We start from the raw sequence: 15,253 nt of genomic DNA on the forward strand, positions 1-15,253 counted from the left end.
CCCGGCTCGAAGCCTAACCGGCCGGGCGAGGACCACGGGTTCCGCCCCGATCCCGTGGTTTCCCGGATGCTCGCGGTTCGCTGATGCGGTGTGGTTGTCGATGTCTTGACCGATTTGCGAGGTTTGAAAGGTTTGTGGCATCGATGCAGGTAAATCCAAGGGGAGCGGGCCGTTCGATCCGTCTCGTACCCGCCGTGCTGGCGGTATTCGCGCTGGCGCTGACGGGATGCTCGATCGTGGAGAAGGGCGCGGATGTGGTGAAGGACGCCAGCAAATCCGACACCGCGCGAGCCAAGGTGGGCGACTGCATCAATGTGCTCAAGGGTTCGATGATCGATTCCAAGACCGAACCGGCGGATTGCGCCTCGGAGAAGGCGGTCTACAAGGTCGCGCAGGTCTTCGACACCAAGGCCGATTGCGCCGCCGACTACACCTCCTATGAGGAGACGCTGAACGGCGGCACCACCGCATTCCTGTGTCTGGCACCGAATTTCAAGCAGGGCGCCTGCTATCACGAGAGTTCGCTCACCGGCTACCAGTTCGCCGACTGTGCCTCCTCGGAGGCGAGTTTCCGGGTGCTGACCCGCGTCGACGGCGAAGCCGATGAGAACCTGTGCGGTTCCGAGGCGAATAGCGTCATCACCCTGGCGGACCCGAAAACCACGTTCTGCCTGGGCAGTCCGAAGGGCTGAGCCGAGCTCAGTGCTGGCGCTCCTCCACCCAGCTCGCGGTGACCATCTGGACGGCCGCACCGTCCAGATCGGCGAGTTTGGTGGAGGTGAATCCCCGTGCCCACGATGAGGTCTGCGCCCGGAACGGCGGTGCCTCCTCGGTGAGCGCGGCAATAATGGGAACGGTCGCCTCGTCCGGCGTCTGCGCGCTGCGGAACGCGTTCTGAGTGCGTTCGATGTAGTGCTGTAGTGCCGGTGCGTACGGCCCGGCCGCCGCCAGCAATCCCGGAATATCGATCTTCTGGCTGGCCACGAATTCGCTTGCCACGGCACCGGGTTCGATCACCATGACGCGCACGCCGACGGTCGCCGCGACCGGTGCGAGCGACTCCATGAACCCTTCGACGGCGAACTTGGCCGCGCAGTACGCCTCATTGAACGGTTGTCCGATCACCCCGCCGACGCTGGTGACGGTGATCAACCGCCCACCCGATTCCCGCAGGTGCGGCATGGCGGCGTGGGTCACCTCGACAACGCCGAAGTAGTTGACCTCCATGACATCTCGCACCGGCTCCAGCCCGGTCTGCTCGATGGTCCCGACGAACCCGGACCCGGCGTTGTTGATGACCGCGTCCAGCCGCCCGTACTCGGCGAACACCTTCTTCACGCACTCCGCGACCGAGCCGGAATCGGTGACATCGAGCGGCTCGACCCGGATGAGCCCCGCGACCCCGGCCTCATTCGCCGCGTCCATGAGCGCCTCCGCCCGCCCCACATCGCGCATGGTGGCCACGGTCTGCCAGCCCGCGCGCGCCGCGCCTATGGCGGTGGCCAGGCCGATGCCCGAGGACGTGCCGGTGATCAGGACGGTATTCGAGGAGCTCATGGAGCCTCGCTTCCGGGTAGGTGCCGCGCCGCGCCGCTGTCGTCTTCGCACTCTATGCGGCGGGCGCGCCCGATTCGGAAGGTTTGGCAGGTGTCGCGGCTATCGGGGTTGCAGCACGATCGTGCCCTTGGCGGCTCGGTCGTCGAGGATCCGGTGGGCCTGGGCGGCTTGATCCAGCGGGAGTACCCGATCCACGATCGGGGTCAGTGAACCCGATACCGCGTGTGCCATGGCCGCGCCGCGTGCATTGGCTACGCCCGCCAGCCAAGCCGGGCCGGAGCAGCCGATGAGGGTGAGTCCGCGCATTATCAGGTCCATGGCGGTGATCTGGGCGGGTGCGCCGGAGAGGAAGCCGTAGCTGAGCATGCGGCCGGTGAGCGGGGTCATGAGATCCAGTAGTGCCGGCGCGGATTCGCCGCCGATGGAGTCGAACACCACGTCTATGGTTGCGCCGCCGAGGGTTTCGCGAAGCTGGTCGACCCAGTCGGGGTCGAGATGGTCGATCACCACATCGGCGCCGAATTCGCGTGCGCGGTCGGCCTTTTCGGCTCCGCCGGCGGTGGCGATGACGCGCGCCGCACCGGCTTCCTTGGCGAGCTGGGTGAGGTACCCGCCGATTCCCGTCGCGGCGGCCTCGATGAGTACGGTCTCGGTGCCGGTGAGCTTCGCGGTCGCCATCAGGGGAATGGTCACCGACCCGCTCATGGACAGCGCCGCCGCATCCACCGAGGAGAGCGCGTCCGGAATCCGGACGGCGGATTCGGCTGGGGCGCAGACGAATTCGGCGTATGTGCCGAACGTGTCGCTGGCGACGATGACGCGCTGTCCGAGCAGTGCGGGGTCCACGCCGGCGCCGAGTTCGACGACCACGCCGGCGGCCTGGGTGCCGAAGACGAAAGGCTTCTCGAGGGGGATGGGGAATGCGCCCGAGCGCAGCATGGCCTCGGGGTACAGCACCGGAATCGCCTCGTTGCGCACGAGCACCTGTCCGGCCTGTGGGTGCGGCGCGGGTACCTCGCTCGGTACCAGGACTTCGGGTCCACCGGTCGTGGTCAATAGGATTGCCTGCATCGAAAACCTCATAAGTTGACTGACGGTCCAGTTATGCCTCGCTACGATATGGACCGCCGGTCAACTTGTCAACGAAAGTGGAGGAAATGCCGGTTGAGCAGCCGGGGGAGCGTGCCGCCCCCAAGGAACGCGCCGACGCCGCACGTAATCGCCACGCGATTCTGGCGGCCACGCGTGGGCTGCTGGCCGAATATGGCGCGGACGCCATCACCATGGACCGCGTGGCCGCCGCGGCGGGCGTGGGCAAAGGCACGATCTTCCACCGCTTCGGCAGCCGTGCCGGGCTATTGCACGCCCTGGTCGCCGAGCCCGCGGAGGCATTGCTTGCCGGGATCACCGCGGGCCCGCCACCGCTCGGCCCCGGCGCGCCCGCCGGTGCTCGCCTGCTCGCCTTCTTCGACACGATGACCGTCATGATGGCCGACAATGTGGAATTGATGGCTGCCGCAACTGGTATGAACATCCCTCCGCATCCGCGCACCGCCGAATTCCACGGCACCTGGGACCGTCACATCACCACCCTGCTGGCCGAGGTCCGCCCCGACCTCGACGCCGAAGCGGCGGGCCGCCTGCTCTTCAGCTCCGTCGGCTCGGAGGTGGCCCGCGCCATGGTTCGCGCGGGTGAAACCGAGCGCCTGCGCAGTGCGATTCGCGCCCTGGTGGAATCGCTGCTCAACGGCAAATCCACGCCCTGACCCGTCGCCGGATGATGGCGCCGATCATCGGCGCGGTGAGCACGCCGGGCCCGGCTGGAATCCACATCATCCACTGAAGGTCACGTGATCTTCGGTGCGGCCCAAGGGCTCACCGGGGTCTCGGTGAGGTGGTTCGTGTCGACTCGGCGTGGCGACGAATCATCTTGCCGGCCAACCTAATTCAAGAGCTGGCGCAACCCGTCGTCCGGGACGCCGAGTTGAGTGGCCGCGCGACATGTCAACACGCGGATATGCGCATCTATACATGAGAATCTGGCGTGTCGAAACCGGCCGAACAGCGCTCGGACCCGGGGCCTCGACGAAACCGCTGAGCGGACGTGGAGAATTTGCCTACTCGGCGTCGAATGCCCATACGGCGGCGGGCCGCCCGGTCGCCTTCACCCGTAGTCGTTCGCCCGTGCGGGTCAGCCCGGGCAGTGCCGCGAGGGTGCGGTTGAGATTGCCCGGGTCGGGGCGCGCGCCCTCGAGTGCCGCGGTCAGTGCGACCGCGCGGGTCGCGGGGAACTGCTCGCCGATCAGCGGGCGGGTGAATTCGAGGTGTTTCCACAGCATTTCGGCGAAGAGGCCGCGGGCGGTCTCGACGATCCGATTGTGGTCGAAGGCCAGTGCCGGCATGCGCTCGAAGGTCACCCAGTCGGCAGTATCGCTGTCGTGTTCGCCGATGACGGCCCACATGGCGATGGACAGGGTGGGTCCGCGCGGGTCGCGATTGGGTTCGTCGAAGGTGACCAGCTGCCCGACGGAGTGGATAGCCTGTTCGGGCACACCGAGTTTGGTGTGCACCGCGCGCCGGGCCGCCGCTTCCAGGCGTTCGCCGCGCCCGAGTAGGACGCCGGGCAGGGCGAGTTCGCCGGGGAACGGCTCCCATCGCCGGGGCGCGATGCCGACCGTGACGGTGGCGTCGTCGCGCCCGTAGCGCAGGGCGATCACATCGATGGATACCGCGGATTGTTGCTCCACAAGTGGTCAATCATGCCGTAGTCGGGGCGTGCTTCGTGCGATCGGCCGGTGTCGAGTCTGGTGTGCGGTGCGAAACCGCGTGTGAGCTGGCCGTCCGGCGTGATGCCGGGTGTCCTGGGCGTGCGGTCGAAGCGGTCGGGTCCGTGTCCGGTGAGCACCACCGGCACGCCGAGTTCGGCCTCGAGATAGCCGGGGATGTCGCCGGGTAGATCCGCCAGCGCCGGTGTCGCGCCGGTGAGCAGGTCGGTGAGGCGCTGCTGGTGGTCCAGGTCCTGCCAGTCACCGAGATCGAGGCGGTCGATACAGCCGTCGGCGGTGAGATATCCGCTGGCGGTGCGGATTTCGCCGACGGCGTCCAGGTGGTTGACTGCCAGTCCGTCGATGCCACCGCAGGCTTCGATGGCGTATCGCAGCAGGATCGGATCGAGGTGCCCACGCCGGAAGTCGCCCTGATACTCCCCGGTTCCGTTGTGCCGCTCCACAATTGACAGTTCGGCGTCCTCGGTGGGGAATGGTCCGGCCCCGTGCCTGGTGAAATGGCTGCGCGTGACCCCGAGGACGTATCCGGGCGCGTCGATGCGGGCGAGCATGGCCCGTGCGTTGCGTGGCTCCACCGTCGACCAGGTGGTGTACGGGTGCAGGCCGCGCCATTCGTCCAGCAGTGCCCCCTGTGCGCCCTCGAACACCAGTCGCCCGTTCGCGGCGAACGCGGCGAGTTGATCGCCCGGCAGAATCGCTACGGCTCGGGCGAATTCGGTGTACACGTCGACGAGATCATCGATCGAGTCGTACCGGTGCTTACCGCCCGCCAGCAGTGGCCGGTAGTGCTCTTCGAGCGCGATGAGCTTGCGCCGCAGCACATTCGGTCGCAGGCAGTCCGCGACGCGTGGCGCGTCATGGGTGAGTGCGTAACTCGCCGTCTCGCCGATGCCGATTCCGCACGAACCGTGCCGGGCAGCACCCCTCGTGTCTTCCCGGCAGCGGTTGGCGGCCCCGTGTATCGGGGTGGTGAGCAGCGCTCGTTCGTCCACGGACAGCAGCGACAGCGGATCGGCGATACCGAGCCGCTCCAGTGCGCGGGCTTCGGTGGCCAGCGCGATGGGCTCCACCAGCATGTATCGCGACAGCAGGGTCGGCACCCGGGACAGGGTGCCGGACCCGAACTGCCGGAAGGTGTGGTGCCGTCCGCCGGCGATCACATTGTGTGCGGCCTGCGCGCCGCCGTTGAATCGCACCACCGCGGACACATCGAGGCCGCCGGCGGGCGCGCAGAGCCAGTCGACGGTGGCGCCTTTTCCGGCGTCGCCGAACCCGAGGTCGACCACTATGAGGTGGCGATCGCCGAACATCGCTGTGTCCCCTCTAGTTTCCGAAGTCGACGTCGTCGTCGCCGGTGGGTGCGGGCAGCGCGCCGACGCTGTGCGAACGTCGTGCCGCGCCGATGGGGGCGAGTGCCTTGCCGACCGCGTCGGCTTCGTCGGTGGAGCCGATATCGCGCAGATCCGCCAGTCCCGCACCGAGATCGATCCGGTCCTCGCCGATTCCGATGGTCAGGGCGATGAGTTCGCATACCGCCGCCGGATCGTCCAGGCGCAGAAAGCGTTCGCCGAGCAGTCCGCGCCAGTAGTCCGAGATCTCCGAATCGTGGTAGTAGCTGGACTGATTGGGCAGGATGTAGTGCACGTGCCAGCGGTCGGCGAGCTCACGGTAGATCGACTCCACCGCGATATCCCGATTCACCTTGTCGCCGACAATATTTCGAATGTGCCGCGACGCCAGTCGCGGCTTGTTCAGTTCGTCGCCGACAATGAACAGATAGCCCTTCTGCCCGCGCTTGTCCCAGGCGTCGGTGGCGGTGTGCCGGGCCGTGAAATACGCGGCCAGTTCATAACTTTCGGACTTCTGTCCGCCGCCGTTGCCCTCCAGGAAGATCAGTCGCAGCTGTTCGTCCATGCGGTTGTCGGATTCGAACTGTCCGACCTGCAGGGGCACCTGATCCGAATCGGCGTCACCGATACCGCCGAACATGATCTGCGGATCGTCGGCATAACCCTTGCGCTGCAACAGTCCGTGCAGTTTGCCGAGCTTCTCCTGCATGATGCGCGGCACCCGGCCCATCGATCCGGTGACGTCGAAGAGCACCGCGATCGGCAGCGAGTTCCCGTGATCATCCGAATCGCGCGATTCGCGGAGCTTCACCCCCTTGGGATCGAGCGAGGGGTGTGCTTTCCAGGAACTCATCGGCTGCGACCGCACATCGGCGGTGTAGCCGAAATCGTCGAGGCCGCGGGCGGCGCGGAAGGTACGTCCCGCATCGTAGGCACGATCGTCCCAGTTTCCGTAACCCATTGCTGTCACTGTCCTTTCGTGAGCTCGAAGGGCCGGAAGCGGCGCTGTCCGTAAAGCCGGTCGAGCAGATCGTCGAATTCGCCGAGCAGATCGGCGGGTTCGGGGCGCAGCCGCGGATCGGACTGCATACAGCCCGCCGCGAAGCCGCGCATGGCGGTGGGTGCGCGGCGGCCGAGCATGGTGAGCATCAGCCGGTGCGCGAGGTACACATCGGTGGCGGGGGAGACCGCGTCCTTGATCTCCGCCGGGTAGTCGATGGCGCCGAAGGTCGCCGCGGCGGGCGTGCCCGGCCGGGTGGCGAAGGACCAGCCGACCAGGACGACACCGTGCTGACGTGGGTGGATGAGCACATTCGCGGGACTGATCGCGGTGTGTACCCATCCCGCCAGCGCCGCCCCGGACAGGCAGCGCAGCAGTCGCCGATGCATCCAGGCGTAGTCGCGTGGGTCGAGTCCGCCGGGATATTCGGCGCGCACCTGCTCGAGGGTGACGAAGCCGTCGGTGAGCGCGTTGAGCACGTTCACCGTCCGGTGTGCACCGGTATCGATGTCCCGATGGTCGACCGTATCGACGAGCTCTGGGAAGTAGGGCCGCAGCCATTCGTGTTCGCCGGTCACGATCGCTATGTCCCGCAGTGCGTTTCGCTCGGCAGCTAGGAGTTTGTTCGCGGTGGTGCGCCGGGGGATCTTCACAATCCGATGGCTGCCGCTGTGGTATAGATCCGCCAGGGTGCCACGCGCGTGCAGCGTGCCGATCGGATAGCTCGCACGTGCCCCGGTGACCCGCATTCCAGTGTCGTCGCCCTCGGTCCACTGTCGATACAGCTCGGTCAGACGCTCGAAGGCCGTGCGCGCCAGATCGATTTCACCGGGTGCGGCGCGATCGGGATGCACCTGCGCGGCGAGTCGGTGATACCGCCGCCGTCCCTCCTCGCGTGAGTCGGAATCGGCTGTGGCACTGCCGAATAGGTCCTGCGGCCGGTTGGCCGTTCGGATCGTCTCCGCTGTGTCCCGCACCGTCGTCATGTGTTTTAGGCTAGGAGACTAAAACTAGAAGCACCACCCTTTTCGGGAAGTATTTTGTCAAGTGGACTAAAACGTATCGACCGGGTAGCGGGCAGAGGGTCTGACTGGTGGGGGGGTGAGATAGTGTGAGCGAGAATGTTTCATCCACTCGGGCGAGGAGACTTGGGATGGTCACCGGTGAATCGGCATCGGGCGCGACGCGGCGATTGGCGGAATTGCGGGCCGGTGGGTGCGCTCCGGAGCAGGCCTGGCAGTTCTTCGACGGACTGCCCGCCGCGCGGGTGGAGGAGGTGACCAGCGGGCGCTGGCGCGGAGGTGAGCTCGATACCGGGCATCCGTGGCAGGGCGTGTTGGTCGAATCCGGTTGGTACGGAAAGCAGTTCGACAGCGCCGACGAGGTGCAGCCGCTGCTGTTCGCCACCCCGGACGGACAGGTCTTCCCGGTCGACCCGCGCCGGGTCCCGCTCTTCCTGGCCGGCAAGGTGCCCAACGCCACGCTGCGGCCGGTGCGCCGTTCGCTCGGCTTCCTGCGCCCGGCACTGGCCACCAAGACCTCGCGCGCCCGGCTGCGCAATCTGGAGTTCCGCGGCAAGTCCAGTGCCACGATGATCTACGACCACCTGCCGATCATCGACGTCTTCCGGCGCGTGGACACCGACACCCTGCTGGGCGTCATGGATATGCGCGGCATGCGTGACCCGTACTTCTTTGTGCTGCACCGGGATCGATAGGTTGGACCGACCAGCCCGTGTTCGCGGCCTACCCTGGAATTGACCGATCGTTATCGCTCGGGAGGGGTGTGCGGTGGAATCTACGACCTGTCTCGTCGCCGGTGGTGGACCGGCGGGCATGATTTTGGGGCTGCTGCTGGCGCGCGGCGGTATCGATGTGATGGTGCTGGAGAAGCACGGTGACTTCCTGCGGGATTTCCGCGGGGACACCGTGCATCCCACCACCCTGGAACTGCTCGATGAGCTCGGCTTGCGCGAGGAATTCGCGAAACTGCCGCAGCGGCGGTTGAATTCGATCGCCATACCGATCGGCGGCAGTATGCAGCCGATCGCCACCTTCGAACACATTCCCGGGCGGTTCAAGTACATCGCCATGGTGCCGCAGTGGGATCTGCTGGACCTGCTCGCCCAGGCCGCCGATGCCGAACCCGCCTTCCGGTTGCGGATGAACACCGAGGCGACGGATCTGCTGCGCGAGAACGGCCGGGTCACCGGGGTGCGCTACCGCGCGAAAGACGGTGCCACCGGCGAGATTCGAGCCGATCTGACGGTGGCCTGCGACGGCCGCACCTCCACGCTGCGCGCGGCGGCGGGGCTGCGGGTGCGGGATTGGCCGACGCCGTTCGACGTGTGGTGGATGCGTATTCCGCGCAACGACACCGATCCCGCTGGGGCGGTGCCGGTGCTGACCACCGGCCGGGTCGCCATCATGCTGGATCGCGGCGACTACTGGCAGTGTGCGATTCTGATCGCCAAAGGCAGTGATTCGGTTGTGCGGCAACAACAACCGGTCGATGCCATCATGCGCGATATGGCCGGGCCCGCGCCCTGGCTCCTCGATCGCGTCGAGGCCGTGCGGAGTTGGGATGAGGTCAAACTCCTGGATGTGAAGCTCGATCGGCTCGACCGCTGGTACACCGATGGGCTGCTGTGTCTCGGCGATGCCGCGCACGCCATGTCACCGGTCGGGGGTGTGGGCATCAACCTGGCGGTGCAGGACGCCGTCGCGGCGGCGAGAATCCTTGCCCCCAAGTTGATTTCGGGTGGTGTCTCCCCGTCCGATCTGGCGCGGGTGCAGCGCCGAAGGTCCATCCCGACCACGGTGGTTCAGGGTGTGCAGCGCATCGCGCACGCGCGCGCCATCGGCCCGGCGGTTTCGGGTGCGGTCAACGTGTCCAATTCGGATCGCACCCCGATGGTCCTGCGGATATTCCGCCGTATCCCCGTGCTGCGCAGCCTGCTGCCGTTCCTGGTGGCGCGCGGCGTCTTCAACGAGCATGTCCCGGAATTCGCGCGTCGCCCGGTGCCACCCGCGCCGAAGGGCACCAAATCCGGGTGATACCAGCGTGTTTCAGCGCACCCCCCGCGGCCGGAATTGAATACTGATGCGCGGCCCCACCGGCCGTCGGGTCTTGGGTATCGCATGTTCCCAGGTCCGCTGACATGATCCGCCCATCACGATGAGGTCCCCGTGGCCGAGCGCGTACCGCAGGCTCTCACCTCCGCCGCGTGGCCGCAGTAGCAGTGCGCGCGCCGCGCCGACGGACACAATGGCGACCATGGTGTCGTGGGTGGCTCCGCGGCCGGAGGTATCGCCATGCCAGGCGACACTGTCGTTGCCGTCGCGGTAGTAGCAGAGCCCCGCGGTGGTGAACGGTTCGGCGAGCTCGCGCAGGTAGTGCGCGCTCAAGGCATCGCGGGCCTGATCCAGCACCGGATCCGGGAGCGCCTGCCCCTGTTCGTAGAAGGCCAGCAGGCGAGGCACATCCACCACCCGGTCGTACATGGCCCGCCGATCGGCCCGCCACGGCACATCGGTGACGAGTCGTTCGAACAGCAGATCCGCCCCGGTCAGCCACCCGGGCAGTACATCCACCCAGGCTCCGTCGCTCAATACCGTGCGCCGCACTCCGTCCAGCGCACCGACCTCGAGCTCTCCGAACCCGTCGAGCAGTGAGCCCTGCAATGGCATCGACATGAGATCGAACATACGTTCTATCGAGTTGATGTTCAAGCGCGCCGCGCCCGGCCACCGTGCGAATAGCGGAAAAAGGACATATGCGCCGCGCGAATTCCGTAGGCAAACTGGCACTTTCGTCGATTCGCATGGAGAGGCACACATGACCATCCTGGTAACCGGAGCTACCGCGAACATCGGCCGCAAGGTCGTCGACCAGCTGCTGGCCCGCGGGATCACCGATATTCGCGCCCTCACCAACAACCCGCGCAAGGCCGCCCTACCCGCCGCGGTGCAGGTCGCCGAGGGCAATGTGCGACGACCGGAAACCCTGTCGGGAGTATTCGACGGGGTGGATCGCATGTACCTCGCACCCGCCTCCGACTCCGTCGTCGATGTGCTGGCGCTGGCGCGGGCCGGGGGCGTCCGGCATGTCGTGGACCTGTCCGGGGAACCGGAGAGTTGGTGGGGCGATGTCTCCGGCGCGGTCGAGAAAAGCGGCCTGGCCTGGACCCACCTGTGGCCCGCCGACTTCATGGAGAACTCGCTGACCTGGTCCCATCAGATCCGGACCACCGGCACGGTCCGTGAACCCCACCCCGAAGCCGCGAGCGCACCGATCGCCATGGTCGACATAGCCGCCGTCGCCGCCACCGCCCTGTCGGACGATTCGCATATCGGCCACGCGTACTCCCTCGCGGGCCCCGAAGTTCTCACTCGCACCGAACTAGTCAGCCGCATCGCCGCCGCGCTCGGGCGTGACATCACCTTCGAGCGCTCGTCCCGTGAGGACACCATCGCTGCCCTGACTCCCACCATGGGTGAGACCGCGACATGGTACGTGGACAACGCTCTCGCGAGCTTCGACCAAGCGCCCGCGGAACTGCCGATCACCAGCGTTCCGGATATCACCGGAAGTCCCGCAACCACTTTCGCCCGGTGGGCCCTCGACCACGCCGCCGACTTCGGTACCGACTGATCCGGCGACGCGGAAGCCGCGGGCCGGGTTGCCTGCGGCCGGCCGCGCTGTCGCAACCGTATAGTCCGAATGTGCAGCAGATCGCGGAGTCGGAGCGCTTCGAGCCCCGGCCGGACCCCCGCCCCGACGATGAGCCCTGGCCGGAGATGACCTGGCCCATACCGACCGGCACCGTGTTGACCGGCACTGCGATTGCACTGACCGCCGTCGACCCGGCCGCCGATTCCGCCGAACTGTTCCGAGCCCTCGACCACGACCGGGTATGGGCGCATCTGCCCTGGCGTCCGAGCGCTCCCGAAGAGCTGGAAGCCTTACTGCGCGAGCGAAATTCGCAACCCGACTGGCATGTGTGGACGGTACGTTCCCGTCGCCCGATCGCCGATCGGCCCGCCGGGGCGATCCTCGGCGTCACCTCCTACCTGGAAGCCCGTCCCCGTGACGCGGGCCTGGAGATCGGCTTCACCGTCTACACGCCCTCGGTGTGGGGCACCGCGGTGAACCCGGAAGCCAAACTTCTCCTCCTCGACCACGCCTTCGAAACCCTCGGCGCGGCACGGGTACAACTCAAAACCGATGTCCGCAACCACCGCTCCCAGCAGGCAATAGCCCGCCTCGGAGCCCAATACGAAGGCACCCTCCGCCGCCAATTCCGCCGCGCCGACGGCACCCTCCGCGACAGCGTCCTGTTCTCCATCACCGTCGACGACTGGCCGAACACCAAGTTCCTCTTGACATCCCGGCTCGAACTCGACTGACCCCGATCCGATGGCGGCCATGGCTTGCCGATCGACCTCGACTACGGCGGCCGCCAGCCGGCGCTCGGTACTCGACGCCACCATCGACGCTCTGGTGGAATCCGGTTTCAGCGCGATCACCACCACCGGCGTCGCCCATCGGGCCGGGGTATCGATCGGTGCTGTGCTGCATCACTTCCCGACGAAATCGGATCTGCTGTGCGCCGCGGTCGCGCACTCGGTCGAACGGAGCGTCGAGGAGTACCGCGAAGTCATGGCCGATCCCGATCCGGCCGTGGATCGAGTCGACGCCGCCATTGAACTGCTGTGGTCGATGTATGCGATCGCCGCCGCCAAAGACATTATTCGATCATTGAGAGCCAGCCATGACGCAGTCATCCGCTAGCGCCAAACCGCCAATTCGAGTCCGCCGCATCCGATTCGCCTATCCGACCGGGTCGCTGCGGCGGCACTTCGTCGACGGCGACCTGGTCATGAGCCACGTCATGGCCTATCTGTCATCGACCTTTCCGGAGGGCGAGGACTTCTTCGTTCGCTCCGTACAACACTTCGCCGATGAGTTGATCGAGCCCGAACTCCGTTCGCGGGTGCGCGGATTCATCGGCCAGGAGGTCACGCACGGTCGCGAGCATCACGAGTTGAACGAACGCCTGTGGCAGATGGGCTATCCCACCCGGTGGGGTGACCGCACCACGTATCACTTTCTCGGCCTTTGCGAACGCGTGCTGTCACCGCGCACCTGCCTCGGCATCACGGCGGCGCTGGAGCATTACACGGCGGTTTTCGCGGAAACCCTGCTCACCGATGAGCGCGCGCAAGCCCTGCTGGGGTCGACCGAGGTGCGCTCGATGCTGCTGTGGCACGCGGTCGAGGAATCCGAGCACAAGGCGGTGGCGTTCGACGTCTACCGGGCGGTCGGCGGCACCGAACGTCGGCGCATAATCGCAATGCTCTTCACGAAGGCCTTCTTCGCCACCGGCATCATCACCCACACCGCCGTCTCGCTTGCCGGAGACCGCACCGCCTACCACCCGGTCACGCTGGCACGAAGCCTTGCGGCCCTGCGACATTCGCCCTTCCTGACGCCACGCGTCTTCGGTCGATTCCGGGACTACGTCAAGCCCGGCTTCCATCCCGACGACACCGACAACACCGCACTGCTCGAGTACTGGACCGCGCAATTGTTCGGTGATCAGGGCACTCTCGTGGATCACCTGCGCTGAACGGAATCCGTGCCGTCGCTCGACGGGCGACCGCACGTGCCGAATCGACCGGTCCGGCAGGGTCAGCACGAGGAAGAGGCCGGATGTGGCGAGCATGAACGCCGCCAGGTGATGTAGGCCGGTCGTGCCGCTGCCGGGGCCGAGGAATGCTCCGCCGGCGGCCGCGGCCCCCATCGCACCGAGGTAGGTGAAGGTGCGGGACAGGCCCGCCGAGGAGCTGATGCGGGACGGGTCCGCCTGGTAGTAGACGGCATTCTGGTTGGCCAGGCTGTTGAGGCCCTGCGGGATGCCCATGACGCAGGCCGCGGCGATGAGCAGCCAGATGGCGGCATGGCCAGGCATGAGGAAAAGCATTGCGCAGCCGAGGATTTGGGCTGTCGCTCCGACGACGAGCTTGCCGCGGATGACGGCGCGGCGGCCGATCGCGGCGGAGACGGCGATTCCGGTGAGGGACAGTGGCAGCAGGACGAGACCGGCTGCGGCGGCGGTTAATCCGCGCCCTGCCTCCAGCCACTGGGTGAAGCCGTAGAGGAAGCAATACGCCACCATGCTGGTCAACATGACTCGGGCATAGGTGGCCAGCAGCGGGATATTGCCGCCCAATACCAGCACGTCGAGAAACGGTGTGGGCGTGCGGAGTTCGCGAATCACCAGCCCGGTAGCGGCCGCGATGGCGAGTACGGGCAGATACCAATGTGCCGCTTGCGGATTCATCAGGAACAGCAGCGTGGACAGCAGTAGCGCGGCGAACAGGGCGATACCCGGGGTGTCGATACCGGTCGACCTGTCGCGCTGGGGCGCGGCGGTTTTCGGCATCCACAGCAGCCCCGCGATCAGCGCGGCGATGCCCAGCGGAATATTGATGGCGAAGGTCGCACGCCAGCCTCCGAGGTGAATGAGCAACCCGCCCAGGGGTGGACCGATCACCACGATGGTCTGCGCCGCCACCGCCAAGGCGGTCAACAGCGCGGCCGGACTGTCCTTGCCGGTGCGCCGGGCCTCACTGTGAATCAGGTACATCGATGCGGGATAGCCCGCGCAGGTCCCGAATCCGAGCACGATCCGGGCGAGCACCAGCACCCACAGCGCGGGCGCGAAAACCCCGAGCACCCCGGCGATTCCGGTGAGCGCGGCCCCCGCCAGGAACAGCCGTCGCGGCCCGTACAGATCGATCAGTCGCCCGACCACCGGCTGCCCGATCGCGGTCGCGAGATACAGCGCCGACACCAGCCAGGCGGTCTCCGCGGCGGGCGCGCCGAACGCCACTCCGATCGGCACCAGCGAGACCGCGATGATCGAGGAGTTGATCGGATTGAGGATCGTGCCGAGCAGCATCGGTGTCAGCAGGGACCGATCGAACCCGTCCCCGGCCGCCGCCCGGCGTCGGGCGAGAACCGAAGTCATTGCTGCCCAAGTCTTTCCAGCAGTCTCAGGGCGTCGAGCACGGTCTGACGCTCTCCCTCGGTGAATCTCTCCTGCATGACGGCGGCGAGCCATTCATCGCCAGCGCGCCGTCGGCCCTCATGGAACTCTCGGCCCTCTTCGCTCAGCGAGACCAGTTGCCGTCGCCGGTCCGCCGGATCGGGTCGCCGCTCGATGAGCCCGCGCTCCTCGAGAATGCCGAGCGTCACCGCGACCCCCTGCGGCCGGACCCGCTCGGCCGCGGCGAGATCGCTGGCCGAACTGTCGCCCTTGCTCAATCGGCTGAGTACCGACTGTTGGGTGGGCGTGAGCTCGCGACTGTCCGACTGTTCCAGAAACCTTCTGCGCAATCGCCCGACCAGAATGCGCAGATCGCGGGCTGCCTGCGCGGCGGTCTCGGAGATGGTCCCGGTCGAATCGGTCATGTCACCCACGGTAGATCGACAACCAAGATTGTTCAATTCAGATTGTTCAATCCGCATTGTGTAATTCGTGCCATGGTATGGGC

Annotated in this window: 16 protein-coding genes and 1 pseudogene; 8 read left to right on the forward strand and 9 right to left on the reverse strand. The window is 66.7% G+C overall.

The features are described 5' to 3' along the window. Positions 1-143 precede the first annotated feature (143 nt). Complete coding sequence (locus tag GFY24_RS07800) at positions 144-692, forward strand: hypothetical protein (RefSeq protein WP_153804334.1); 549 nt, start codon at positions 144-146, stop codon at positions 690-692. A 7-nt stretch (positions 693-699) separates the two neighbouring features. On the opposite strand, the gene GFY24_RS07805 is transcribed toward GFY24_RS07800, so the two are convergent. Both GFY24_RS07805 and GFY24_RS07810 read right to left on the reverse strand, forming a co-directional pair. Continuing rightward, positions 700-1,557, reverse strand: coding sequence for an SDR family oxidoreductase (locus tag GFY24_RS07805; protein ID WP_153804335.1), 858 nt, complete (start codon positions 1,555-1,557; stop codon positions 700-702). Between the two features lie 99 nt (positions 1,558-1,656). Beyond that, positions 1,657-2,628, reverse strand: a complete 972-nt coding sequence (locus GFY24_RS07810; protein ID WP_194852781.1) for a zinc-binding dehydrogenase — start codon at positions 2,626-2,628, stop codon at positions 1,657-1,659. An 86-nt stretch (positions 2,629-2,714) separates the two neighbouring features. Here GFY24_RS07810 and GFY24_RS07815 point away from each other — a divergent pair, with 86 nt between their 5' ends. Then, complete coding sequence (locus GFY24_RS07815) at positions 2,715-3,323, forward strand: TetR/AcrR family transcriptional regulator (protein WP_153804337.1); 609 nt, start codon at positions 2,715-2,717, stop codon at positions 3,321-3,323. A gap of 351 nt (positions 3,324-3,674) precedes the next feature. Here GFY24_RS07815 and GFY24_RS07820 read toward each other — a convergent pair whose 3' ends face one another. Genes GFY24_RS07820 through GFY24_RS07835 form a run of 4 tightly spaced genes read right to left on the reverse strand, consistent with a single transcriptional unit; the run spans position 3,675 to position 7,678 of the window. Continuing rightward, complete coding sequence (locus tag GFY24_RS07820) at positions 3,675-4,304, reverse strand: NUDIX domain-containing protein (protein WP_309230595.1); 630 nt, start codon at positions 4,302-4,304, stop codon at positions 3,675-3,677. Beyond that, positions 4,271-5,653, reverse strand: a complete 1,383-nt coding sequence (locus GFY24_RS07825) for an adenylosuccinate synthetase (protein ID WP_153804338.1) — start codon at positions 5,651-5,653, stop codon at positions 4,271-4,273. Before GFY24_RS07825 ends, GFY24_RS07820 begins: the two co-directional genes overlap by 34 nt. Before the next feature lie 13 nt (positions 5,654-5,666). Then, a complete protein-coding gene (locus tag GFY24_RS07830) occupies positions 5,667-6,653 on the reverse strand; it encodes a hypothetical protein (RefSeq protein WP_153804339.1) in 987 nt (328 codons plus the stop codon). 5 nt (positions 6,654-6,658) lie between these two features. After that, on the reverse strand, positions 6,659-7,678 hold the full coding sequence (locus GFY24_RS07835; protein WP_153804340.1) for a J domain-containing protein: 1,020 nt from the start codon (positions 7,676-7,678) through the stop codon (positions 6,659-6,661). A gap of 167 nt (positions 7,679-7,845) precedes the next feature. Between GFY24_RS07835 and GFY24_RS07840 the strand changes: the two genes are divergently transcribed. Beyond that, complete coding sequence (locus GFY24_RS07840) at positions 7,846-8,409, forward strand: DUF4334 domain-containing protein (protein WP_153804341.1); 564 nt, start codon at positions 7,846-7,848, stop codon at positions 8,407-8,409. Positions 8,410-8,482: 73 nt separating this feature from the next. After that, positions 8,483-9,748 carry an FAD-dependent oxidoreductase gene (locus tag GFY24_RS07845; RefSeq protein WP_309230596.1) on the forward strand — a complete coding sequence of 422 codons (1,266 nt, stop codon included), beginning with the start codon at positions 8,483-8,485 and terminating at the stop codon, positions 9,746-9,748. Between the two features lie 12 nt (positions 9,749-9,760). On the opposite strand, the gene GFY24_RS07850 is transcribed toward GFY24_RS07845, so the two are convergent. Continuing rightward, on the reverse strand, positions 9,761-10,387 hold the full coding sequence (locus GFY24_RS07850; RefSeq protein WP_153804342.1) for an alpha-ketoglutarate-dependent dioxygenase AlkB: 627 nt from the start codon (positions 10,385-10,387) through the stop codon (positions 9,761-9,763). Positions 10,388-10,529: 142 nt separating this feature from the next. Between GFY24_RS07850 and GFY24_RS07855 the strand changes: the two genes are divergently transcribed. From GFY24_RS07855 to GFY24_RS07870, 4 genes are all read left to right on the forward strand, one after another. Further along, on the forward strand, positions 10,530-11,345 hold the full coding sequence (locus GFY24_RS07855) for an SDR family oxidoreductase (protein WP_153804343.1): 816 nt from the start codon (positions 10,530-10,532) through the stop codon (positions 11,343-11,345). A 71-nt stretch (positions 11,346-11,416) separates the two neighbouring features. Beyond that, entirely contained in the window at positions 11,417-12,100 is a 684-nt protein-coding gene (locus GFY24_RS07860) for a GNAT family protein (protein WP_309230597.1), read from the forward strand. 19 nt (positions 12,101-12,119) lie between these two features. Next, complete coding sequence (locus tag GFY24_RS07865; RefSeq protein ID WP_228566094.1) at positions 12,120-12,485, forward strand: TetR/AcrR family transcriptional regulator; 366 nt, start codon at positions 12,120-12,122, stop codon at positions 12,483-12,485. Beyond that, the gene (locus tag GFY24_RS07870; protein WP_153804345.1) at positions 12,466-13,323 is read left to right on the forward strand and encodes a metal-dependent hydrolase; all 858 of its coding nucleotides are present in this window, start codon (positions 12,466-12,468) and stop codon (positions 13,321-13,323) included. The genes GFY24_RS07865 and GFY24_RS07870 overlap by 20 nt, the downstream gene beginning before the upstream one ends. A gap of 180 nt (positions 13,324-13,503) precedes the next feature. On the opposite strand, the pseudogene GFY24_RS07875 reads toward GFY24_RS07870, so the two are convergent. Both GFY24_RS07875 and GFY24_RS07880 read right to left on the reverse strand, forming a co-directional pair. Continuing rightward, positions 13,504-14,820 (reverse strand): annotated as a pseudogene (locus GFY24_RS07875) (MFS transporter); the annotation flags it as partial. Continuing rightward, complete coding sequence (locus GFY24_RS07880) at positions 14,724-15,170, reverse strand: MarR family winged helix-turn-helix transcriptional regulator (RefSeq protein WP_153804346.1); 447 nt, start codon at positions 15,168-15,170, stop codon at positions 14,724-14,726. The gene GFY24_RS07880 and the pseudogene GFY24_RS07875, both read right to left, overlap by 97 nt. Positions 15,171-15,253 lie beyond the last annotated feature (83 nt).

The sequence above is a fragment of the Nocardia sp. SYP-A9097 genome (genome assembly GCF_009649815.1).
In the GTDB taxonomy this organism is placed as follows: domain Bacteria; phylum Actinomycetota; class Actinomycetes; order Mycobacteriales; family Mycobacteriaceae; genus Nocardia.